This window comes from Dyella nitratireducens (genome assembly GCF_014642835.1).
GTDB classification, from domain to species: Bacteria; Pseudomonadota; Gammaproteobacteria; order Xanthomonadales; family Rhodanobacteraceae; genus Dyella_B; species Dyella_B nitratireducens.
The window spans coordinates 117,304-142,484 of the sequence record NZ_BMJA01000003.1; the positions used below are offsets into that span (position 1 = coordinate 117,304).

Annotated in this window: 2 protein-coding genes (1 of these 2 running past the window's edge); both read right to left on the reverse strand. The window is 63.3% G+C overall.

What is annotated here, in order from left to right; genetic code table 11:
• Window positions 1–14,670 carry a non-ribosomal peptide synthetase gene (locus tag IEX75_RS16830; protein WP_188795898.1) on the reverse strand — a complete coding sequence of 4,890 codons (14,670 nt, stop codon included), beginning with the start codon at window positions 14,668–14,670 and terminating at the stop codon, window positions 1–3.
• On the reverse strand, window positions 14,663–25,181 hold the final stretch of the coding sequence (locus IEX75_RS16835; protein WP_188795900.1) for a non-ribosomal peptide synthase/polyketide synthase. Its footprint extends 15,239 nt past the window's final position; the window shows 10,519 of its 25,758 coding nt (coding positions 15,240–25,758); the start codon falls outside the window, past its right edge; it ends in the stop codon at window positions 14,663–14,665. Before IEX75_RS16835 ends, IEX75_RS16830 begins: the two co-directional genes overlap by 8 nt.

A 25,181-nucleotide genomic window follows, 5' to 3' on the forward strand; every position in this document is an offset into this window, starting at 1 on the left:
TCAGAGATCGGAGGTGTAAGCGAGCGCGCTTTCAGCGGATCGGCGCGGTTGGATCAAGTGCGTGCCTAGCCATCCACCCAGCACGGCGACACGTTCGCCTGTGAGGATGCTGACGTGATTGCCGGGCAACGAATGATGGTGCAAGGCAGGCGCATGCACGCGCCACGCTTCGACGCGCTGCTGCTTGTCATGCCGTGCGTCTTCGGCGCTGAACAGATGCACGTGCCCCGGATAAACCGCGTCAGGCAGATAATCCGTGGCCAGATTGGCTTCCATCACGCGCACCACGCCATGCAGCACGTTGGTGGGCGTCCTGCCATGCAGGATGCCGGCATCGACGAGCGCTCGATGCAACGACGCCATTTGTTCCGCGGCATCAAGACCGCGCAGATGCTGCTCGGTGAGCGGCAATGGTGTATCCAGGCGCATGTCATAAAGCTCGATCAGCTTCATCAGCGTGCGCAGGCGGCGGACTTGTCCATCCCAGTCCTCCCTGGGTGCACGGCTGTCGAGCAAGTACAGCCCCGCCACTTCATCGCCTGCCGCAGCAAGCTGCAGGGCGATCTCGAATGCCACCCAACCACCGAACGAATGGCCAAGCAGTTGATACGGTCCGGTTGGCTGCGCGCCTTTTATCGCCTGTATATAGGCGCGTGCCATGCAGCCGACATCGGCATACGGAACCATGTCGCCGTCCAGCCCACGCGGCTGCAACCCATACACGGGTATGTCCTCGGGCAGGGTTTGCGACAACTCGTGGAAAACCGCCACGCCGGCTCCAGCGCCCGGAATGCAGAACAGCGGCGTAACGCCACGCTTGCCGCTCTGTATGTCGATCCGTGGCTGGTAGCGCAATTCCGCATACGGACGTCCAGACGTCTCCGAGGCGGCAAGCGTGGTGGAGATCGCCTTGCCCAGTCCGCGGATATGAGGCTCTTCCATCAACGACGTATGGTTGCCGTCGACAGCGACGACATGCAGCCGTTCCGGCGGCACCCATTGCCCCCATCCAATCGCCGGATCGCTGCGTTGCATTTCCTGGGCGTAAAAGATCGTCACGGGAACCGGCAGCGTGGACGGCCGGTAGTGATAGATGGCGCGGCATGTGCCCTGTATCACCGCCAGCAGGCGGCGAATGTGGGCATTCTCCATTTGCGCCACCTCAGGCAGTGCGATCCCGGTCTGCTGGAGATAGGTCAGCAAGGCATCGATATCGCCCTCCTCGGCCAGCTGCGATGCATGCTGGCGGATATCAGCCGATGCCTTGCGTATCAGCCAGAGCAGCATGGCTGTCTCGTCCAGCTCCAGCAACTCCTCGGGTTCGGTATGGCGGTAGTCGCTGAGCGTATCGATCAACCCGACGAACTCTACCTCGGCATCGGCACCGACGAGCTGCGATGCCATCTCATAGGCAATCACGCCGCCGGAGGAATACCCGATCAAGCGATACGGCCCTTCGGGTTGGATGCGGCGCATGGCGCGCACATAGCGCCTGGCCATGTCGTGTGCCGTCTGCAACGGGGCTTCTCCTTCCAGCAAACCCTGTGCGGTAAATCCGTAGAGCGGCACTTCCGTATCCAGCCATGACGCCAGTGCGGCGGCATAACCCACTTCACCGCCGCCGGGATGCACCATGAACAAAGGGCGCTTTGCACCCTGGCGGCGGATGGCCGTGATGTCCTGCGGCACGTTGGCGACGGGTTTCGCGATCGCGGCGGCGACATCGGCCGGTGTCGGGTGCGAAAGCAGCAGGCGCAACGGGAGATCCACGCCAAACCGGTCGCGCAAGCGCGTACTCATCTGCATGGCCAGCAGCGAATGGCCGCCCAGATCGAAGAAACGGTCGCGGCGCCCGACTCGCTCAAGCCCCAGCAACTCCTGCCAGATGCTTGCAACGGCCTGCTCAAGCTCGCCTTGCGGCGCTTCGTAATCGCGCATCGCCACGGCGTACTGGTCCGGCGCCGGCAAGGCTTTCCGCTCCAGCTTGCCGTTCGGTGTCAGCGGCAGACGTTCCAATTGCACGAAGGCACTGGGCAGCATGTATTGCGCCAATTCCTTTGCCAGCGCATCGCGCAACGTGGCGCTCGATAGCGTCTGTCCATCCTGCGATGCCAGGTACGCCACCAGGCGCTTGTCACCCGGCACGTCTTCGCGTGCGATCACCACCGCCTCGCGTACGTTGGGCTGCTGCTGCAGTTTCGCTTCGATCTCACCCAGCTCGATGCGAAAGCCGCGGATCTTCACCTGGAAATCGTTGCGGCCCAGGTATTCGACCTCGCCGTTGGGCAACCACCGCCCCAGGTCGCCGCTTTTGTACATCCGCGCGTGCGGATCATCGACGAACGGATCGGACAAGAAGCGCTCGGCCGTCAAGTCGGGGCGATTCCAGTAGCCGCGCGCCACACCCGGGCCACCGAGATAAATTTCACCGCTCACTCCGATCGGCACGGGCTCGCGATGCCGGTCGAGGATGTACACGCGGGTGTTGGCGATGGGAGGGCCGATCGGCAAGGCGGATCCCTCGGCGGGAATGGCCTTGATCTCGAAGCTTGTCGCTGCCGCGGTTATTTCGGTGGGTCCGTACGCATTCACCAGGCGTTGCGGCGGCGCCGTTGCGAGCACGCGCCGCACTGCGCGCACGTCCGCCACCTCGCCGGCAAACATCACGTGACGCAGTTGCGGCATGACCGGCGCGAGTGCTTCCGCATACTGGCTGAACAACGCGGTGGTCAAAAATAGCGTCGTGGCCTTCCCGGCCAGCAACGCTTGCGCAAACGCCGCCGGTTCCAGCAGCGTGGCTTCGTCGATCAGCAAAAGCTGCGCGCCGTTGAGCAGTCCGCCCCAGATTTCCCAGGTGGACCCATCGAAGGCAATCCTCGCGGCATGCACGACAACGTCCTCGGCCGTCAGATAGGTGAGGTGGTTGTTGATCACCAGCCGCAGCACGCCACGATGCTCGATCATCACCGCCTTGGGCTGGCCGGTCGAACCGGAGGTGTACATGACGTAGGCCAGATGCCGCGAGGTGAGGCCATCCACCATCGGGTTGTGCGAAAGGTCCGGCGAAAGCTCGCGTGACGTTCCGTCCTCATCCAATACCAGCATCGGTACGCCGCTCGACGCCCAACGTGCTTGCAGCGACGGCTGAGTAAGCACGATGGAAGGTGCACTGTCACGCAACATGTAGGCCAGGCGCTCAAGCGGATACGTGGGGTCCAGCGGCACGTAAGCACCGCCCGCCTTGAGGATGCCCAGCAGTCCGACAATCAAGGCGATACCGCGCTCCATGCCGATCGCCACGCGATCGTCAGGACCAATGCCCTTCGCGATCAATGCATGCGCCACCTGGTTGGCGCGGCGGTTCAACTCGCCGTAACTCAGTGACTCACCGTTGTATAGCAGCGCCATGGCATCCGGCCGGGCCAGCGCGTGCTGCTCGAATACCTGATGCATCAGACCTTCGGCGGGATACGGTGCATCCGTGGCATTGAACGTATCGATCACCTGGTGGCGTTCGGCGGCGTCCAGCATGCTTACTGCATGCATCGGCCGATCCTCTTGCGCCTGCAAGGCATCGACCAGTCCGCACATGACCGTGCGCATGTAGCTCGTCAACCGTTGCGGATCGATCGTGCCCGCGCAATACGCCACCAAGTCAAAGCCGTCGCCCAGATCATTCACGGACAGGGCGACGGGATAATTGGTGCGCTCCTCGGCATGCACGGTTCGCACACCGCGCCAAAGCTCGGCTTCGGTGGGCGGCGCGGTATGAATATGCCGGTAGTTCAACAGTGCGTTGAACAAGGGCACGTCTGCCGCGACGCGGCTGCAGCGTTGCGCCAGGGCGAGCGGCGCCTGTTCGTGGGTCAGCAGCGCGCTCAGATGCTGATAGGTTTCCTGCACCACCTGCCGCACGCTGCGGTCGGCCAATACCACGCGCAAGGGCAAGGTATTGATGAACAAACCGAGCGTGCGATCGGCCGCCTCGGTCCCTTGTGAACGCCCGGCCAGCACGGTGCCGAACACCACATCATCCTGGCCCGTGCAACATGCCAGCACCTGCGCCCAGGCGACGTGGAACAGCACCGCGGTACTCACGCCATGCTTGCGTGCGCTTTCGCGGATACGCCGGGCCAAGCCTTGGTCCAGGCTGACACTCACCTCTCGCACGGCGCTGCCGTCGGCATGCACATCCATCACGCCAAAAAGACAGGTCGGCTCTTCGATGTCGCCCAACCGCTCGCGGAAGTACGCCTCATGCACGGTCGGCGGAACGCGCAGCACCTGGGCGATAAAGTTGCGGTAGGGCGCCGGCGTGGTCAGCCGTTCGGGCTGCTGCTGCAGGATGGCCTGGATCTCCTGCACCATGATCTCCAGCGTGACATGGTCGCCAATCACGTGATGCTGCAGCAACGCCAGCAGCCACTCGCCGTTGCGCGGGTTTTCCGCGATGAAAAAATGCAGCAAGGGGGCCTGTGATAGATCGATGTGGCTGCGGCGCGGATCGGTATGTTCGAGCAGTTCCGTTTCGGCGTCCTTGACGCCAGGCAGCTGCAGTTCTTTCACCGCAAGCGTGGCGTGCCGATGTACAACCTGCACCGGCCTGGCCAGTCCTTGCCAATGCACCGCGGTGCGCAGGATGTCATGCCGATCGACGACCTGCTGCATGGTGTCGAGGAAGGCATCCAGCCTGTCGCGCTGTTCGAAGGCGAGCACCGTTTGCAGCAGATAGGCATCGCCTTCCGTTTCCAGCAAATGATGGAACAGCATCCCTTCCTGCAACGGCGACAAGGGATACATATCCTGGATATTGGCGGCGCCGCCGGGCGTGGCGGCCATGATGCGGTCGATCGCCTGCTGGCTCAGTTCGACCAGCGGCAGCATGGCCGGGGTGATGACCATGCTGTCGGCAGGAATGAGATTGGGCGGAACGAAAAGCTCGTCGCTTGTTTGCGCCGTGTTTGCCGCGATATCGGCCGCCAGCGCTGACAGGCTTGGCGACGCGAAGACCATCTTGACGCTCGCCGCCAAGCCTTTGCCGCGCAGGCACTCGATCATCGTGACGATCATCAGCGAGTGACCGCCGAGTTCGAAGAAGTGATCGTGCCGCCCTACTCGCTCAACGCCCAACAGCTCCTGCCAGATGGCCGCAACGGCCTGTTCCACCTCATCCTGTGGCGCTTCGTAGGCACGCGCGGCCAGGGCGCGTTGATCCGGCGCCGGCAGCGCTCGCCGATCCAGTTTGCCGTTCGGCGTCAGCGGCAACTGCTCCAGTTGCACGAAGGCACTGGGCAGCATGTAGTCGGGTAAATGCGCACTCACATGGGCGCGCAGCGAGGCGGCCAACGCGTTCGCTTCTTCAGCCGTTTCATGTGTGGTGATGTACGCCACCAGACGCTTGTCACCGGGTGTGTCTTCGCGTGCGATGACCACTGCCTCGCGAATGGCCGGATGCTCGGCCAGACGTGCCTCGATTTCGCCGGGCTCGATGCGGTAACCGCGGATCTTCACCTGATGATCGTTGCGGCCCAGGAACTCCAGATTGCCATCAGGCAGATAGCGGGCCAGATCGCCCGTGCGATACATGCGTGCATGCGCATGAGGACTGAACGGATCGGGCAGAAACCGCTCGGCCGTCAGCTCCGGGCGATTGAGATAACCCAGGGCGACACCCGCACCACCGACATACAGTTCGCCGACCACACCCACCGGCACCGGCTGACCGTGCGCATCCAGCAGGTAGATACGAGTGTTGGCAATCGGACGGCCAATCGGCAGACGGTGTTTCGACGGATCCAGCGAAGTGATGTCGCAAGTGGTTGCAAAGGTCGTACTTTCGGTCGGGCCATAGCAATGCAGCAGGTGCCGGGGACGATAGCGCTCAAGCACGCGCGCCACCGTCGGCACGTCCACCGCGTCGCCGCCCACCAACAGCAGGCGCAGCCGTGCCAGCACATCGCCCAGACTGTCCGCCATCTGACTGAACAGGCCGGCGGTGAGATGCAGGACCGTGACATCCTGCTCCTCCAGCAGCGCACGAAACGACGATGGCTGCAACACGCACGCGTACGTCACCACCACCAGGCAGGCGCCATGCAGCAGCGGCGCCCATACTTCCAGCGTGCTGATGTCGAAGGCCGGATTACCCAGCCACGCGATGCGATCCGTGGCCTCGAAGGTGGCATACCCGTTGTTGATGATCAGCCGATTGACGCCCCGATGCGGTACCCGCACCCCTTTGGGCAGGCCGGTGGAGCCCGAGGTATACATCACATACGCCGCCGCCTCGCTGGAGAACGCGAGGTTCGGGTTGGGCGTGGCGGCGGCATCGTCCACGACGGATGCGATCACCACCACCGGCACGTCGATGCCGGCAGGCACCGCATCGTTTGCATCGGTGAGTATCCAACGTGCGGCACAGTCGGCGACGATCCATGCCTGGCGCGTCGCGGGCGCTTGCGGATCGATCGGAACGTAAGTAGCGCCGGCCTTGAGAATGGCCAGTTGCGCCGTCACCAGTGCCGCGTTGCGTTCGAGCAGCGTGACGATGCAATCGCCGGGGCGTGTTCCCTGATCGATCAGATAACGGGCCAGGCGATTGGCTTGCGCATTGAGTTGCGCATAGGTGAGCGATTGATCTTCAAACACCAGCGCGATCGCGTCCGGTGATCGTTCAACCTGTTGCTCGAACAGCTGATGGATCAAATCATCTGCCGGATATGGCACCGCCGTAGCATTGAAGATTTCCAGTACCTGGTGGCGTTCGGCTGCATCCAGCATGCTCACCGCATGCATCGGCCGGTCGTCTTGCGCCAGCAAGGCATCGACCAGCCCGTGCATGACCGTGTCCATATAGCGGATCAGCCGGGCCGGATCGATCTCGCTCGTGCATTGCGCGACCAGATCGAAACGCTCACCGAGATCGTCGACTGACAAAGTCACCGGATAGTTGTTGCGCTCCTGCGCATGCACGGTACGCACGCCCTGCCAGAATCCGTCTTCAATGTGCGGCTCGACGTGACTGTGCCGGTAGTTCAGCAATGTATTGAACAACGGCACGTTTGCCGCGACACGGCTGCAGCGTTGCGCCAGGGCGAGCGGTGCCTGTTCATGCGTCAGCAGTGCGCTCAGGTGGCGATACGTTTCTTCAACCACTTGCCGCACGCTGCGATCGGCCAAGGCCACGCGCAAGGGCAAGCTGTTGATGAATAGCCCAAGCATGCGATCGGCCCCGTCGGCAGCCTGGTAACGCCCGGCCAGCACCGTGCCGAACACCACCTCTTGCTGTCCTGTGCAACATGCAAGCACGTGGGCCCAGGCCACATGGAACACAACCGCGGTGCTGACGCCATGCCGGCGCGCACTGTCACGCACACGCCGGGCCAGGCCTTCATCCAGGCTGACGCGTGCCTCACGCACAGCGCCGCCATCGGCATGCACGTTCATGATGTCGAACAGGCAGGTCGGCTCCTCCACTTCGCCCAATTGTTCGCGGAAGTACGCTTCGTGGACGGACGCAGGCGTGCGCAATGCCTGGGCGATAAAGTTCCGGTACGGCACCGGCCGTGGCAGGCGCTCGGCTTGCTGCTGCAGGATGGCCTGGATCTCCTGCACCATGATCTCCAGCGTCACGTGATCGATCGTCACGTGATGGTGCAGCAGCGCCAGCAACCACTCCCCGTTGCGCGGGTTTCTGGCGATCACCGCCCGCAGCAAGGGCGCGTGCGACAGATCGAGGCGGATGCGGCGCGGATCGGTATAAGCAAGCAGTTCCTCCTCGGCATCCTGCAGTTCCAGCTCTTCCACCGGCAGCGTGGCATGCCGGTGCACCACCTGCACCGGCTGGGCCAGTCCTTGCCAATGCACGGCACTGCGCAGGATGTCGTGGCGATCGATGACCTGTTGCATGGCATCGAGAAAAGCATCCAACGGCTCGCGCTGCTCGAAGGCGAGGATCATCTGCAACAGGTACGCATCGCCTTCCGCTTCCAGCAGATGGTGAAACAGCATGCCTTCCTGCAGCGGCGAAAGCGGGTAGATATCCTGGATATTGGCGACGCCGCCCGGTGTAGCGGCGATGATGCGGTCGATCGCATCCTGCGTCAGTTCGACCAGCGGCAGCATGGCCGGCGTTATCGCTGTGCTTGCTGCCGGAATGAGATTGGGCGGAACGTGCGCTTCGTTGTCTGCCGGTGACGCGTCGTCCGTGATATGCACTGCGAGCGCTGACACGCTGGGCGACGCGAAGACCATCTTGACGCTCGCCGGCCAGCCCTGATGACGCAAGCGCGCAATCATCTGCACGGCGAGCAAGGAGTGGCCGCCCAGTTCAAAGAAATGATCCTGCCGTCCGACGCGTTCCAGGCCCAGCAACTCCTGCCAGACTGCCGCGATGGCTTGTTCCGCCTCGCCTTGTGGCGCCTCGTACGCGCGTGTCACCGTCGATGGCTGATCCGGTGCCGGCAAAGCCTGGCGGTCCAGCTTGCCGTTCGGCGTCAGCGGCAGCTGTTCCAACGGCACGAAGGCGCTGGGCAGCATGTACTCGGGCAGTTGCTTTGCCAGTGCGTCACGCAACGCAGCCGTCGACAACGGCTGTCCATCGTGCGAGGTGATATACGCCACCAGGCGCTTGTCGCCCGGCACGTCTTCGCGTGCGATGACCAGGGCTTCGCGCACGCCATCACAAGCGGCCAGTGTTGCTTCGATCTCACCCAGTTCGATGCGAAAACCGCGCAGTTTTATCTGCCCGTCCCGGCGTCCCAGGAATTCCAGTTCGCCATCGGCGCGATAGCGCACGAGATCGCCGCTGCGATACAGGCGCGCTTGCGTGTCGCCAGTGAATGGGTCGCGCACGAAACGCTCCGCGGTCAACGCCGCGCGCCCGAGGTAACCCATCGTCACACCTTCGCCACCGATGTACAGCTCACCGACGCTGCCCATTGGCTGCAACTGCATGCCTTCGTTGAGTACGTACAGGCGGGTGTGGCCGATCGGGCGACCGATCGGCGCGGCCACACCGTCCAGCGTATCCAGCACGCTTGCATCCGACAGCCGCCATACGCTGCAGCCAACCGTCGTCTCGGTGGGGCCGTACTCGTTCACGAGGGTCGCCGCCGGCAACAACTGGTTTTTCCAGCGGCGCAGGGTCGCCAGGCTGAGCTGCTCGCCACCGACCACGATGCGGTGCGGCGCCTCGCCCGCCACGGCGGTGGCATCCACCGTTGCCGCTTCGGGCAGATACGACAAGGCATCCAAATGCGCCGGTGTGATCTTGAACAGCCACCCCGTTCCCGCTGCGAACAAGCGCGCCGACAGTTGCGGCAAACTGCGCTCGCCGTCCGCCAGCAAGACCACCGGCTTGCCCACCAGCAACGGCGGCAGCAGCGTCGTCACCGTCGCGTCGAAACTCAGCGGCGAACTCACGATTGAACCGGCGATAGCCTCGCCCAGGTATTCGCGCACGGCATGCCACACGTAGTTCGACAGCGAACGGTGCGCCACCATCACGCCCTTGGGTGCTCCGGTCGAACCGGAGGTATAGATCACATAGGCCAGATGTCGGGCGGTAAGGCCATCGATCCGGGGATCGTGCGTCGGCTGCTCGGCGAGCATGCATGGATCGTCCACCTGCAACACCGGCAGGTCGCCGGGCCACATCGCCTGCAGCGATGCCTGCGTGAGCAGCAGCGCCGGTGCGCTATCCCTCAGCAGGTAGGCCAGGCGTTCGGCCGGATAGGTTGGATCCAACGGCACATAGCCGGCGCCAGCCTTGAGGATGCCCAGGATGCCGATCACCATCCCAAAGCTGCGTTCCACGCCGAGCGCAACGCGATCATTCGGTTGGACGCCGCGAGCGATCAGCGCATGCGCGAGGCGATTGGCCTGTGCATTGAGTTGCGCGTAGGTGAGCGATTGATCCTCGATGCTGAGCGCGATGGCATCCGGTGTGCGCTGCACCTGCTGTTCGAACAGCAGATGGACCGGCGCCGGCGGTGTGGATGGCGTTGTCGTCGCCGCATCCCATTGCGCCAGCTGTTGCAGGCGCTCCTGCTCATCCAAAAGCGGCAACCGGTCGATCGGCTGCTGCACGTCGACGGCCATGCCGCGCAGCACCTGCATGAAATGCCGCGCCATCCGCTCGATGGTGTCCCGATCGAACAGATCGCTGGCATAGGATAGATGGCCGACCAGCCGCCCTTCCGCTTCGTGCAGCGACAGGGTCACATCAAAGTGCGCCGTGGTGCGTTCCGGCGCCAGTGCTTCCAAACGCAATCCCGGCAGGCTCAGCCCGCCGCCGGGCGTGTTGTTCAAGACCAGCATGGTCTGGAACACCGGGCTATGGCTCAAGCTGCGTGGCGGCTGCAGGGCTTCCACCAGTTGCTCAAACGGCAGATCCTGGTGCGCGTAGGCTTCGATCAGTTGCGACCTGATGCGCGCCAGCAAGTCCTCGACCGTTGGTGCGTCATCCAGTCGAATGCGCAATGCCAAGGTGTTGACGAAGAAGCCGATCAACGGTTCCAGCTCGCTGCGCTGGCGATTGGCCACGGACGTGCCGATGACCACGTCATCTTGCCCGCTCCAGCGCGACAGCACGATCGACCACGCCGCCAGTGCCGTCATGAATAGCGTCGTGCCATGTTGCTGGCTGAGCGTGCGCAGGGCGTGCTCGGCATCCGGCGCAAGCGTCCACGTCGACTCGTCGCCGGCGTGGCTTTGCACCGCTGGCCGTGGCCGGTCCGTGGGCAAGTTCAGCAAGGTGGGCGCGCCTTCGAGTTGCGCTTTCCAATACGCCGCCTGCGTTTGCAGCAATGCGCGTTGTGCCTCTTCGCGCTGCCATACGGCGTAATCCGCGTACTGAATCGGCAAGGCCGGCAGCGGATCGGGCAACTCGTCGCAGTAGGCGACGTACAACGCGCGAAGCTCACGCACCAGTACATCGATCGACCAGCCATCCGACGCGATGTGATGCTGGGTCAGCAGCAGGATGTGGTCGTCATCGGTTAGCTGCAGCAGCCTCCCGCGCCACAGCGGGCCGGCTGACAGATCGAACGGTGCGCGCGCTTCTTCGGCACTGAGCTTTCTTATCGTTGCGTCGATGTCGGTATCGGCGCGCAGATCATATACGCGCAGGTCAAATCCCTTCGCTTTGCCAATGACCTGTGCGGGCTGCCCGTTGTGCGACACAAACACGGTGCGCAAAATTTCATGGCGCTCCACGATGCGGTCCAGCGCCGCCGACAACGCAGCCCGATCCAGATGGCCATGCATGCGCAGGCCCGCTGGTATGTGATACGAGGCGCTCGCTGCAGGATCCAGCTGATCGATGAACCACAACCGCTGCTGCGACCAGGACAATGGCAGCGGCTTGCTGCGATCCGCCACGCGAATCTCGGAAAGCTCGGCATGCGCCGCCTGCGTGGCGACCTGCGCCATGTCTTGCAGACTGGCATGCGCGAACAGGTCACGCAGTGCCACATCCACACCGAGCGCCTTGCGCAGGCGCGCGATCATCTGTACGGCCAGCAAGGAGTGACCGCCAAGCTGGAAGAAATGATCGTTGCGCCCGACGCGTTCCAGCCCAAGCAGCTCCTGCCAGATGGCCGCGATGGCCTGCTCCATCTCGCCTAGCGGCGCTTCGTACTCGCGCGACGCGACCGCTTGCTGGTCCGGCGCCGGCAAGGCTTGCCGATCCAGCTTGCCGTTGGGTGTCAGCGGCAACCGTTCCAACTGCACGAAGGCACCTGGGAGCATGTACTCGGGCAATTCCTTCGCCAGCGCGTCACGCAATGCCGTCGTCGACAACGACTGCCCGTCGTGCATGGTGAGATAGGCGACGAGGCGCTTGTCGCCCGGCACATCTCGACGCGCGATCACCACTGCATCGCGGACATGAGCCTGTTTCGACAGCGTCGCCTCGATCTCGCCCAGCTCGATGCGAAAGCCGCGAATCTTGACCTGGGAATCATTGCGGCCCAGGTATTCGATGTCGCCATTCGGCAGCCATCGGCCAAGATCACCGCTTTTGTACATGCATGCGTGCGGATCATCCACGAACGGATCAGACAAGAAGCGCTCAACCGTCAATGAAGGGCGATTCCAGTAACCACGCGCCACGCCAGGGCCACCGATGTGGATCTCACCCGATACGCCGATCGGCACCGGTTCGCCATGCCGATCCAGAATGTATACGCGCGTGTTGGCGATCGGGCGGCCGATCGGTAGCGATACGGCTTGTTCCGCCACGGCCTCCATGACATGGGTGGCTGCGAACGTCGTCGTTTCGGTAGGCCCGTATCCATTCACCAAACGCTGTGGCGGTGTCGCGGCCAGCACGCGGCGCACCGTGCGCGCATCCACCGCCTCGCCGCCGATCAGCAGATGGCGGAATTGCGGCAGGATCGGCGCCAGCACATCCGCGTACTGATTGAACAGCGACACGGTCAGGAAAGCCGCCGTGGCCTGCCCTGCCACCAGCGCCTGCATCAAGCGCACCGGCTCCAGCATGTCGGCCTGGTCAATCAACAGCACGCATGCGCCATGCAGCAAGCCGCCCCACACCTCCCAAGTGGCAGCGTCAAAAGCGATCTTGGCGGCGTGCACCACGACGTCCTGTCGCGTGAGCGGCGCAAAGTCGTTGTTGATCACCAGCCGCAGCACGCTGCGGTGCTCCACCATCACGCCCTTGGGTTCGCCGGTCGAGCCGGAGGTGTACATCAGGTAAGCCAGGTTTCTCGAACACAAGCCAGGCACGACGGGGTTGTGCGAAGAGTGCACTGCCAGTTCCGGCGACAAGCCATCGTCGCCCAGTACCAGCACAGGCACGCTGCTCGATGTCCAGAGCGCTTGCAGTGACGACTGCGTGAGCAAGGCGGACGGCGCACTATCGCGCAGCATGTAAGCCAGGCGCTCGGCCGGATAGGCCGGGTCCAGCGGCACATACGCCGCACCCGCCTTGAGCACACCCAACAAGCTGACCATCAAGGCAACGCTGCGCTCCATGCCGATGGCCACGCGGTCATCCGGGCCGACGCCTTGCGCGATGAGTGCATGCGCCACCTGGTTGGCGCGGCGGTTCAACTCGCCGTAACTCAACGATTCGCCGTTGTGCAGCAAGGCAACCGCATCCGGATGAGCCAGTGCCTGCTCTTCAAACAACTGGTGGATCAGTCCGTCGGCGGGATAAGGCACATCCGTGGCATTGAAGGTTTCCACCACCTGGCGGCGTTCGGCCTCGTCCAGCAGCGGCAGGCGATCGACGGCTTGCGTCGGATCAGCCGTCATGCCGTGCAGAACGCGCTCGAATTGTTGCGCCATCCGTTCGATGGTCGTGTGCTCGAACAGGTCGCTGGCGTAGGCGAAGCGGCAGTCGATCTGCTTGCCGTCATCCTGCAAATACAGGGTCAGGTCGAAATGCGTGGTGCGTGTGGCGGGCTCGAGCGCCTGCAAGTTCAATCCGGGCAAATCGAGCACTCCGCCCGGCGTGTTGTTCATCGCCAGCATCACCTGGAACACCGGACTATGGCTGAGACTTCGCGCCGGCTGCAGCGCTTCGACCACTTGCTCGAAGGGCACGTCCTGATAGGCATGTGCCTCGATCAGTTGCTGCTGGATGCTGGTCAGCAAGGCTTCGACCGTCGGCGCATCGTCCAGCCGAATACGCAAGGCCGAGGTGTTGACGAAAAAGCCGATCAGCGATTCCAGTTCGTCGTGCTTGCGGTTGGCGGCCGGCATGCCGATCACCACGTCATCCTGGCCGCACCAGCGCGACAGCAGCACCGACCATGCTGCCAATCCCGCCATGAACAAGGTAACGCCATGACGCTGGCAGAGTTGCCGTAACGCGACACTCAGCGCAGGTGAAAGCGTGCGGCTCACCTGGCCGCCGGCATAACGCTGCACGGCAGGACGTGGCCGATCGGTCGGCAAGGCCAGCAGCTCAGGCGCACCGCTGAGTTGATGCTTCCAATACTCGGCCTGTGCCCGCAGCGGGTCGGGCTCCAGTGCCCGGCGTTGCCAGACGGCGTAATCGGCATATTGAATCGGCAGCGGCGGCAGCGGATCGGATCGGCCCTGCGCAAATGCGCCATACAGCGCACTCAACTCGCGCACGAGCACGCCGATCGACCAGCCATCCGACACGATGTGATGCTGGGTGAGCAGCAAGATGTGCTCGTCATCGGCCAGTTGCAGCAAGCGCCCGCGCAACAAGGGGCCGCGCGACAGATCGAACGGCGCATGCGCCTCTTCCACTGCCAGCGCTTGCGCAGATCTCTCGGCATCCGGCCGTGCGCGCAGATCGAGCAACGGCAGCTCGAATGCTTGCGCAGGGTGGATGCGCTGCACCGGTTCGCCATCGATGGCGACGAAGGTGGTGCGCAGCACCTCATGCCGCTCGACGATGCGATCCAGGCTTGCCTGCAGGGCCTGCCGATCCAGTCGGCCGCGCAGGCGCAGAGCGGCCGGCAGATGATAGGCGGCGCCTGCCGCGCTATCGAGTTGATCCAGGAACCACAAGCGTTGCTGTGCCCACGACAGTGGCAGCGGCTGGCTGCGGTCCGCGACGGGTATCGTCTGTTTGACGGCCGCCGGCTGTTGCGCGCGCATGCGTTCGTTCAGCCGCTTCAGCAACACGGCCTGCTTGAGTTCTTCCAGCGACGGGGATTTATTCACGGCCGGCATCCTTTTCGAGTATCGCGAGCAGCTCTTCTTCCGAAAGCGCATCCAGCTCCTGCTGGATGGTCTCGATGTCGTCGCCGAGAAATGTTTCGACTTGCAGCGACAGCACCACCTGGGCAAACTCAGCCAGTTCCGGCGCCTTGAACAAGGCGGCCAGCGGTATGTCGACGTGGCAGGCGCGGCACAGCCGCGCGATCACGCGCACGGCCAGCAAGGAGTGGCCGCCCAGCTCGAAGAAGTGATCCTGCCGCCCTACGCGTTCCAGGCCCAGCACTTCCTGCCAGACCGCGGCGATGGTCTGTTCGATATCACCTTGCGGTGCCTCGTAGTCGCGGGTCGCCATCGCTTCCCGATCGGGCGCCGGCAAGGCTTGCCGGTTCAATTTGCCATTCGGCGTCAGCGGCAGTTGCGCCAACTGCACGAAGGCGCCGGGCAGCATGTATTCGGGCAGGTCTTTGGCCAGTGCATCGCGCAACGCCGTCGTCGGCAAAGGCTGACCATCGTGCGCGGTGATATACGCCACCAAACGCTTGTCACCGGGCACATCTTCGCGCGCGATCACGACCGCATCGCGCACATTGGCCTGCTTGGACAGCACCGTCTCTATTTCGCCCAGCTCGATGCGGAAGCCGCGGATCTTTACCTGATAATCCACGCGGCCCAGGTATTCGATCTGGCCATCCGGCAGATAGCGGGCCAGGTCACCGGTGCGATACATGCGCGCACCCGGCACCGTGCTGAAGGGATGGCGCACGAATTTTTCGGCGGTCAGCTCAGGTCGATGGAGATAACCGCGCGCGAGGCCATCACCGGCGATGAACAATTCGCCGGCCACGCCGATCGGTACCGGATTCTGCCGTGCATCGAGAATATAAGCCTGCGTGTTCGCAATCGGCCTGCCGATCGTCACCGGAGGCGGCGAATCCTTGGCCACCAGGGTGAACGTGGAGTACGTGGTGTCTTCGGATGGACCGTAAAGGTTGTAGATCCGCTCGACGGACGACTGCTGATAAAGCGACTGCACCAGCGTATGGCTCAGTGCCTCGCCGGCCAGGTTGATCACCTTGATCGACGCCGGCAACGGGATGCTTCTGTGCACTTCCGCCATCGCCGACGGCACGGTGTTGATCAAGGTTACGGGGAACGCGTCCGGCTTCTCCGCCAACGCAAGGATGTTGTCGACCAGCCACACCGAGCCACCCCAGCTCAAAGGCACGAAAATTTCAAAGATGGAAAGGTCGAAGCAGATCGAGGTGGATGCCAGCACCTTCTCCAGACTGTCGCCATCGAATGCCGCCAAGGCCCAGTGCACGAAGGTGGTGGCATTCCGGTGCTGGATCGCTACGCCCTTGGGCTTGCCGGTCGAACCGGAGGTGTAGATCACATAGGCCAGATCATCACCGCAGGCGACATGGACGGGGTTGTCGCCGGGACAGCCGGCCAGCAACGCCGCTTCGGCGTCGATGCAGAACACCTGCGTTCCTGCCACGGGCGGCAGACCGTCCCGCAAAGCTTGCTGGGTCAACAGCACGCTCGGTTGTGCATCCGTCAGCATCGCAACGATGCGCTCCGGCGGATAGGCCGGATCGAGCGGGACATACGCACCACCGGCCTTCAATACACCAAGCAGCGATACGATCAGGTCCGGCGTGCGGGTCATGCAGATGCCGGCCAGCCTCTCCGGCCCTACGCCGAGTTCCCTCAGGTGATGAGCCAGCTGGTTGGCGCGCCGGTTCAATTCGGCATAGCTGAGTGCAACGCCTTCATGCATCAACGCCACGTGCTCCGGCGTGCGCGTGGCCTGCGCTTCGAACAACTGATGCAGGGCTCGTGGATCGGGCGAGATCGCTGTCGCGCTGTCGTTGAAGCGATGGAGCAACTGCTGCCGCTCGTCTTCGCTCAGCATCGCCAGGTCGCCGACGGCCGTATTGGGCTCGGCCACGATCATCTGCAGCAAACGCACGAGATGGTTCCGCATGCGTTCAATCGTGCTCGGGTCGAACAGGTCGGTGCTGTATTCGAAATAGCCCTGCAGGCCATCCTTGCTTTCCATCAGGCTCAAGCTGAGATCGAACTTGGCGGTGACGCTTTCGCTCCCCACCACGCTCATCGACAGTCCGGGTAACGCCAGCTCGTCCATCGGCGTGTTGTGCAAGGTGAGCATGACCTGGAACAGCGGCGCGTAGCTGGTATTGCGTTCCGGCTGCAGCACTTCGACGAGTTGCTCGAACGGCACGTCCTGGTGGGCATACGCATCCAGCGTGTGCTGGTGGACCTGCCGCAACAGTGCGTGGAAATCATCGGCCAGATCGACCTGGGTACGCAGCACCAGCGTATTGACGAAGAAGCCGATCAGCTCTTCGATATCGGCTCGATGGCGGTTGGCGATCGGCGTGCCGATGCAGATGTCCGTCTGGTTGGCATAACGGGCGAGCAGCACGTTGAACGCCGCGCACAGGACCATGAACAGCGTGCTCTGCGTGGCGCTGCCCAGTGTCTGCAACCGGGACACCAGCGCTGCCGGCACGGCCATCGGCACGGTCGATCCTGCGTAACTCGGGCTCGGTGGACGCGGCCGGTCGGTGGGCAACGCGAGCAGGCCGGGGCTACCGGCCAGGCGCCGCTTCCAGTAATCGCGCTGCCGCTCAAGTACGTCGCCGCTCAGCCATTGCCGCTGCCAAGTCGCGAAATCCGCATAGTGGATCGGCAAGTCGGGCAGCGGTGACGGACGCCCTTGCATGAAGGCTGGATACAGGGCTGCCATTTCCCGCACCACCACACCCATGGACCAGCCGTCCGAAACGATATGGTGGACGGTAAACAGCAGGATGTGTTCCTGCGCGGCCAAGCGGATCAGGCGGAAGCGGATCAAGGGACCGGTCGACAGATCGAACGGTTGGCTTGCTTCGTCTTGCATCAGCAAACGGGCTTGCGTTTCGCTCACATCGACGACGTCCAGTGGCAGCGACAGCGTCGGCGCAATCACTTGCACAGGCGCATCGCCGGCCAGCACGAACGATGTGCGCAACGCTTCATGCCGACGCACGATCTCATTGAGCGTTCGCTCCAGCGCATCCACATCCAGATTGCCGCTCAAGCGAACGGCCGCTGGAATGTTGTAGACCCCGCGCTGGGATTCGAATTGGTCGAGAAACCATAGACGTTGCTGAGCGAACGACAGCGGCAGCGCCCGATCCCGCCCTATGCGCGGTATCGGCGCGGCATCCTGCTTGCGTCCGCTCTGCTTGGCGCATGCGGCCAGTTCCGTCAGAGTGGGTGCCTCGAACACCGCGCGCAATGGCAAGCCGATATCGAAGGCTGCGCCGATGCGCGACACCAATTGCGTCGCCAGCAAGGAGTGGCCGCCCAGCTCGAAGAAGTGATCGTGCCGCCCTACCCGCTCAAGGCCCAACAGCTGTTGCCAGATCGTGGCGATGGCTTGTTCTATTTCGCCCTGCGGCGCCTCGTACTCGCGGGTCACTACCGCTTGCTGATCCGGCGCCGGCAAGGCTTGCCGATCCAGCTTGCCGTTCGGCGTCAGCGGCAATTGCGCCAACTGCACGAAGGCGCTGGGCAGCATGTAGTCGGCCAGTTCCTTGGCCAAGCTGTCGCGCAGCGCGGCATTCGACAAGGCTTGCCCGTCATGCGCGGTGAGATAGGCCACCAGACGCTTGTCGCCCGGAACATCTTCGCGATCGATCACCACCGCTTCGCGCACGCCGGCACAGGCGGCCAGCTTCGCCTCGATTTCGCCCAGTTCGATGCGGAAGCCGCGAATCTTGACCTGGAAATCGTTGCGGCCCAGGTATTCGATGTCGCCCGTGGGCAGTTGCCGCACCACGTCACCGGTGCGATACATGCGCGCGTTCGGTTGCTCCGCATAGGGATCGGGCAGGAATCGCTCTTCCGTCAGCGCAGCAAGATGCAGATAGCCGCGCCCGACACCATCGCCACCTACATACAGTTCGCCCACTGCACCTTGCGGCAGCAGCTGTCGATGCGCATCCAGCACGTACAGGCGGGTATTGGCGATGGCGCACCCGATCGGCAGCATGCTTACGGCCATGCGCGGATCCCAGGTGTGGAACGACACCACATCCGACGCCTCGGTAGGGCCGTAGGTATTGTGGATCAGTGGCACCTGCGGCAAGCCGCGATAGGCATCGTGGATCAGCGCGACACGAATCGGCTCGCCGCCGAGGAAAACCTGGCGCAGCGACGAAAGCCGCCGCACACCGCCGTCGGCCAGCAACGGATAGAAAGCACTGGGCGCGCAGTTGAGATAGGTGATGCCGTGCCGCTCGACATAGTCGCCCGCTCCGCTGAGCGCATCCTCGCTGGCCGGCAGATGCAATTGGCCGCCGACCAGCAGCACCGAGAAAATATTCTTCTGCGTCAGATCGAAACTGAAGGACGACAACAGCAGCACTTTGTCGTCGGCGCGAATATCGAACTGCCGGATGTACCAGTGCAGCAGATTGACGAAGCCCTGCCGATGCACCATCGCCCCCTTCGGGCGGCCGGTGGAACCGGAGGTATAGATGACGTAGGCCAGGTCGCTGGGTGCACCCAGCGGAGGCAAGGCCGGGATGTCGTTGCCAACGGATGCCACATCCAGCGCATCCACGCTGATGATTTGCGATGCCATGCCTGCCAGGCGCGCAGCAAGCCGCGCCTCGGTCAGCACCATCGCCGGACACGCATCGCTCAGCATGTGTGCGATGCGCGCCTGGGGATAAGCAGGATCCAGCGGCACATAGGCGGCGCCCGCCTTCACCACCGCCAAGACCGCCAGCACCATCTCGATCGAGCGCTCGGTATAAATGCCCACCAGTGCATCCGGACCGATACCCGTGTTACGCAAGAAAGTCGCCAGCTGATCGGTGCGGCGCTGCAGCTCCCGATAGCTCAGCGAGCGATCCCGGTGCACCACGGCCACGGCATCCGGTGTGCGTGAAGCTTGCAGGTCCAATAGCTCGCCGATGGTCGACTCGCGTGGATAGTCGGCCCGCGTTTCCCGCCATGCATCGGCGAACGCCCGCTGCTCGGCAGGTGTCAGCACGTTGAGGTGATGAAGGTTGCCGCGCGGATCGGCGCAGACCGATTCCAGCAGCATCCGGTAATGCCCGCTCCAGCATGCAATGGTGCTGTGGTCGAACAAGTCGGTGTTGTACTCCAGCACCATCTCCAGGCCATCGCCGAGCTGATTCATTTCCAGCTTCAGATCGAACGCGGCATGGGTGACTTCGCGTGCAGCGTCGGTATGCACCTGCCAGTTCAGTACGTCATCCGTGCTCCATGCCGAGCTGATTCCCTGGATTTCGTTGTGGAAATTGAGCACGACCTGGGCATACGGAATATAGGCACTGCTGTGTTCCTGCAGCACGTGCTGCAGGAGCAGCTCGAACGGCATTTGCCGGTCATGGGCGGCAAGCAGGTTTTTCGCGGCGATATCGAGCAGATCCGTGAAGGATGCGGTTTCGCCGATATGCGTGGTGAGCGGCAGGATGTTGAAGAAGTTGCCGATCAGCCCTTCGGTACCGGCCGGGCGGCCCGCCGATATCACACCCAGGCAAATGTCCTGCTGCCCGCAGTAACGGTGCAGCCACGCCTGCGTGACGGCCGTCAGCGCCATGAACAGCGTGGCGTGGCGTTCGTTGGCCAGCTCGGTCAGCCGTTGAATCAGGGCTTCCGGCAAATGCATGCGCAGGCTTGCGCCACGATGCGTCACCAGGGCCTGGCGTGGCCGATCGGTCGGCAACGCCAGCAAGGATGGCGCCTCTTTCAGCTGCGCTTTCCAGTAGCCAACATCGGCTTCGAGGCGATTTCCCGAATACCTTTGCTGTTCCCAGCGCGTGTAATCGGCGTAATCCACCGACAGTGCAGGCAATGCGACAGATGTTCCGCTCTTGAAGGCCGCATAAGCGCACGACAGTTCATCCAGCAGAATGCGAGTGGACCAACCGTCATAGACGATGTGATGGGTGGTCAGCAGCAAGACGTGGTCTTGTGCGTGGCGGCGCAGCAGGCGTGTACGCAGCAGTGGACCGTTCGCGACGTCGAACGGTGTCTGTGCCTCTTCCGCCACCACGGCGCGGATGCGTGCGTCACCTTCCGCTCCTTCCCCCACATCTTCCCAACGCCAGGCAAGTTGCAGGTCGGGCCGGATGATTTGCTGTGGAACGCCGGCACTGCTGGCGAACACCGTACGCAGGATGCCGTGGCGATCGATCAGCCACTGCATGGCCTGTTCGAGTGCGCCGGAATCCAGCGCACCGCGCAAGCTCACCATCAGCGATACGTTGTAGAAGGTGTTATCGAGCTGGTACTGGTCGAGGAACCAAAAGCGTTGCTGCGCAAACGACAACGGCAGCGTGCCGTCGTGGGCTTCATGCACGATGCCGTCGCCGGCTTGCACGGCTTGCGGCTGTGCCTGTTCGGCCTCGACAGCGAGCATGGCCACGGTCGGCGCATCGAACAGAATACGCAGCGGCAGCTCCACCCGGCAGGCGGTGCGCAGCTGCGCCATCATCTGCACGGCCAGCAGCGAATGGCCACCCAGTTCGAAGAAGTGATCGTGCCGCCCCACTCGCTCCAGGCCCAGCAAGGCCTGCCAGATCGCCGCAATCGCCTGCTCCGTGTCGCCGCGCGGTGTTTCGTAGGCGCGCGTCACCACCGCTTGCTGGTCCGGTGCCGGCAAGGCTTGCCGATCCAGCTTGCCGTTGGTCGTCAAGGGCAACTGTTGCAACTGCACGAAGGCGCTGGGCAACATGTAGTCGGCCAGCTCCTTGGCCAAGGCGTCACGCAACTTGGCCGTCGACAATGCCTGCCCATCCCGTGCGGTGACATAGGCCACCAGACGCTTGTCACCCGGCACGTCTTCGCGTGCGATCACCACGGCATCGCGCACATCGGCCTGCTTGACCAGCTTCGCCTCGATTTCGCCCAATTCGATGCGGAAGCCGCGAATCTTGACCTGGAAATCGTTGCGCCCCAGGTATTCGATGTCGCCATTCGGCAACCATCGGCCCAGGTCGCCACTCTTGTACATGCGTGCCTGCGGATCGTTGGCGAACGGATCACGTAGAAAGCGCTCAGCGGTCAGCTGCGGACGGTTCAAATAGCCACGCGCCACACCCGCACCGCCGACGTAAATTTCGCCCGACACGCCGACCGGCACCGATTTACCGTGGCGATCCAGCAGATACACACGCAGATCCGGCAAGCCGCGCCCGATCAGACTGCCCCGGCCCGCTTCGATATCCGTTCGCGTCAACGCTCGATACGTCACGTGCACCGTGGTCTCGGTGATGCCGTACATATTGATCAAGCGCGTCTGCGCCGGATCGTTGCGCTCGATCCACGGCAGCAGCGTATGCAGTTCCAGTGCCTCGCCACCGAAGATCACATAGCGCAACCGATGCGGCTGCATGTCCTGTGCAGCAATCAGGGCGCGGAACGCGCTTGGCGTCTGATTCAATACCGTGACCTGTTCACGGCATAGCAGTGCGTAGAAGTCTTTCGGCGAACGTGCGCATAGCGACGGCACGATCACCAGCCGGCCGCCATAGGCCAGCGCGCCCCACAGTTCCCACACCGAGAAGTCGAAGGCGTAGGAATGGAACATCGTCCATACATCTTCGGAGCCGAAGCGGAACAGCGCTTCGGTGGTGGCGAGCAGGCGCGCGACCTGGGCGTGCTCAACCATCACGCCCTTCGGCTGACCCGTGGAGCCGGAGGTATAGATCACATAGGCCAGGTGGCAAGCATCGAGCCCCTCGATGAGCGGATCGTGCGTTAGCTGCGTGGCGAAGACGGATTCGTCGTCGAGGTATAACGTGCTCAGATCGGCAGGCCAGCAACCCTGCAGCGATGTCTGCGTGAGCAATAGCGCAGGCGCGCTGTCCTCCAGCAGATAGGCCAGCCGGTCGGCCGGATAAGCCGGATCCAGCGGTACGTAGCCGGCACCGGCCTTGAGAATGCCCAGGATGCCGACCACCATCGCCAGGCTGCGCTCCACGCCGAGCGCCACGCGATCATCGGGTTTTATGCCGTGCGCGATCAGTGCGTGTGCGACACCGTTGGCGCGCTCGTTCAACTGCGCATATGTCAGCGATTGATCATCGCAAGTCAGGGCCACGGCATCGGGCTGGCGTTGCACCTGCTGCTCGAACAGCCTGTGGATCAACACCGGCGACGCGGTGGTGGTGTGTTTCGCCGTACTGAAATCGGCCAGCAGTTGCCGGTGTTCCCGCTCGTCCAACAACGACAACCGGTCGATCGGCTGATGCACGTCGGTCGACATGCTCCGCAACACTTGCATGAATTGCCGGGCCATCCGCTCGATGGTGCTGCGGTCGAACAGATCGCTGGCATAAGACAGCTGGCCGACCAGGCGTCCTTCCGTTTCCTGCAATGACAACGTCACGTCGAAGTGCGCCGTGGTGCGTTCCTGCTCCAGCACTTCCATGCGCAATCCTGGCAGGTTCAGCACGCCACCCGGCGTGTTGTTCATGACCAGCACGACCTGGAACACCGGGCTGTGGCTCAGGCTGCGCGATGGCTGCAGGGCTTCTACCAGTTGCTCAAAAGGCAAGTCCTGATGGGTATAGGCTTCGATCAACTGCGACTTGATGCGGGCGAGCAACGTCTCGACGGTAAGCGCGTCGTCCAGTCGAATCCGCAGCGCCAAGGTGTTGACGAAGAAGCCGAGCAGCGGCTCCAGTTCCTGGCGCTGGCGGTTGGCCACCGGCGTGCCGATCACCACCTCGCCCTGCCCACTCCAGCGCGACAGCACGATCGACCACGCGGCCAGCGCCGTCATGAACAACGTCGTGCCATGCTGCTGGCTGAGCGTGCGCAAGGCGTGCTCGGCAGGCGATGCAAACGTCCACGTCAGCTGATCGCCGACGTAACTCTGCACCGCCGGCCTTGGCCGATCGGTGGGCAAGGCCAGCAAGGCGGGTGCACCCTCAAGTTGCGCGCTCCAGTACGCCGCCTGCGTTTGCAGCAATGCGCGCTGTGCCTCTTCGCGCTGCCACACGGCGTAGTCCGCGTACTGGATCGCCAAGGCCGGCAAGGGATCCGCACGTCCCTGGCGGTAAGCGCTGTACAGCGCGCTGATTTCACGCACCAGCACGTCGATCGACCAGCCGTCTGAAACGATGTGATGCTGGGTCACCAGCAGGATGTGATCGTCATCGGCCAGTTGCAGCAAGCGCGTGCGAAGCAAGGGACCCTGCGACAAGTCGAATGGCGCGCGCGCTTCATCCAGCGCCAGGTGCGCGGCTTCCCGCTCTGCATCGGTATGCCCGCGCAAATCGTGCAGCGGCAGCGGGACATCGCCGTGCGCATCGATCACCTGGACTGCCCGGCCTTCGATCGAAACAAAGCGCGTTCGCAGCACCTCGTGGCGCGCCACGATCCGCTCGAATGTCGCTTGCAAGGCTTCGATATCCAACTGCCCGCGCAGACGCAGGCTGCCGGGCATGTGATACGCCAGGCTTGCGGCCGGATCCAGCTGATGGATAAACCACAGTCGCTGCTGCGCCCATGACAACGGCAGTTCGTCGCGGCGATCGGCACGTGGAATCGGCGCCAGTTGGATCTGCGCGCCACCGGCCGCCGCATGCGCAAGTGCCTGCAAGGTCGGGAACGAAAACAGGTCGCGCAAGGGCAGTTCCACGCTCAACTCGCCGCCCATGCGTGCCAGTACCTGCACGGCCATCAGCGAATGGCCACCCAGTTCGAAGAAGTGGTCGTATCGCCCTACTTGCTCCAGGCCCAGCAGCTCCTGCCAGATCGTTGCGATGCCGCGTTCCATGTCGCCTGACGGCGCTTCATAGGTGCGCGTTACCACCGCGCTTGCGTCCGGTGCCGGCAACGCCCGCGAGTCCAGCTTGCCATTCGGCGTCAGTGGAAATTGCTCCAACTGCACGAAGGCGCTGGGCAGCATGTAGTCGGCCAGCACCTTGGCCAAGGCGTCGCGCAGCGCCGCCGTCGACAATGCCTGCCCGTCCTGCGCGGTGAGGTAGGCCACCAGACGCTTGTCGCCGGATGCATCCTCGCGCGCGATGACTACCGCGTCCTTTACGTTGGTTTGCTTGATCAGCTGCGCTTCGATCTCGCCCAGTTCGATGCGGAAGCCGCGAATCTTGACCTGGGAATCATGGCGGCCCAGGTATTCGATGTCGCCGTTGGGCAACCACCGGCCCAAATCGCCGCTCTTGTACATCCGTGATTGCGGATCATCGGCGAAGGGATCGGGCAGAAAGCGTTCCGCCGTCAGCTCGGAACGGTTCAAATAGCCACGTGCCACACCGGCGCCGCCGATATAAATCTCGCCGGCCACACCCACCGGCACCGGTTCGCCGTGCGCATCCAGGATATAGACGCGTGTATTCGCCAGCGGGCGGCCGATGACCGGCGTTTCACCGGTCTGCTGCACCAGACAACGGGTCGCATCCACGGTGCATTCGGTGGGTCCGTAAACATTGTGGACATCG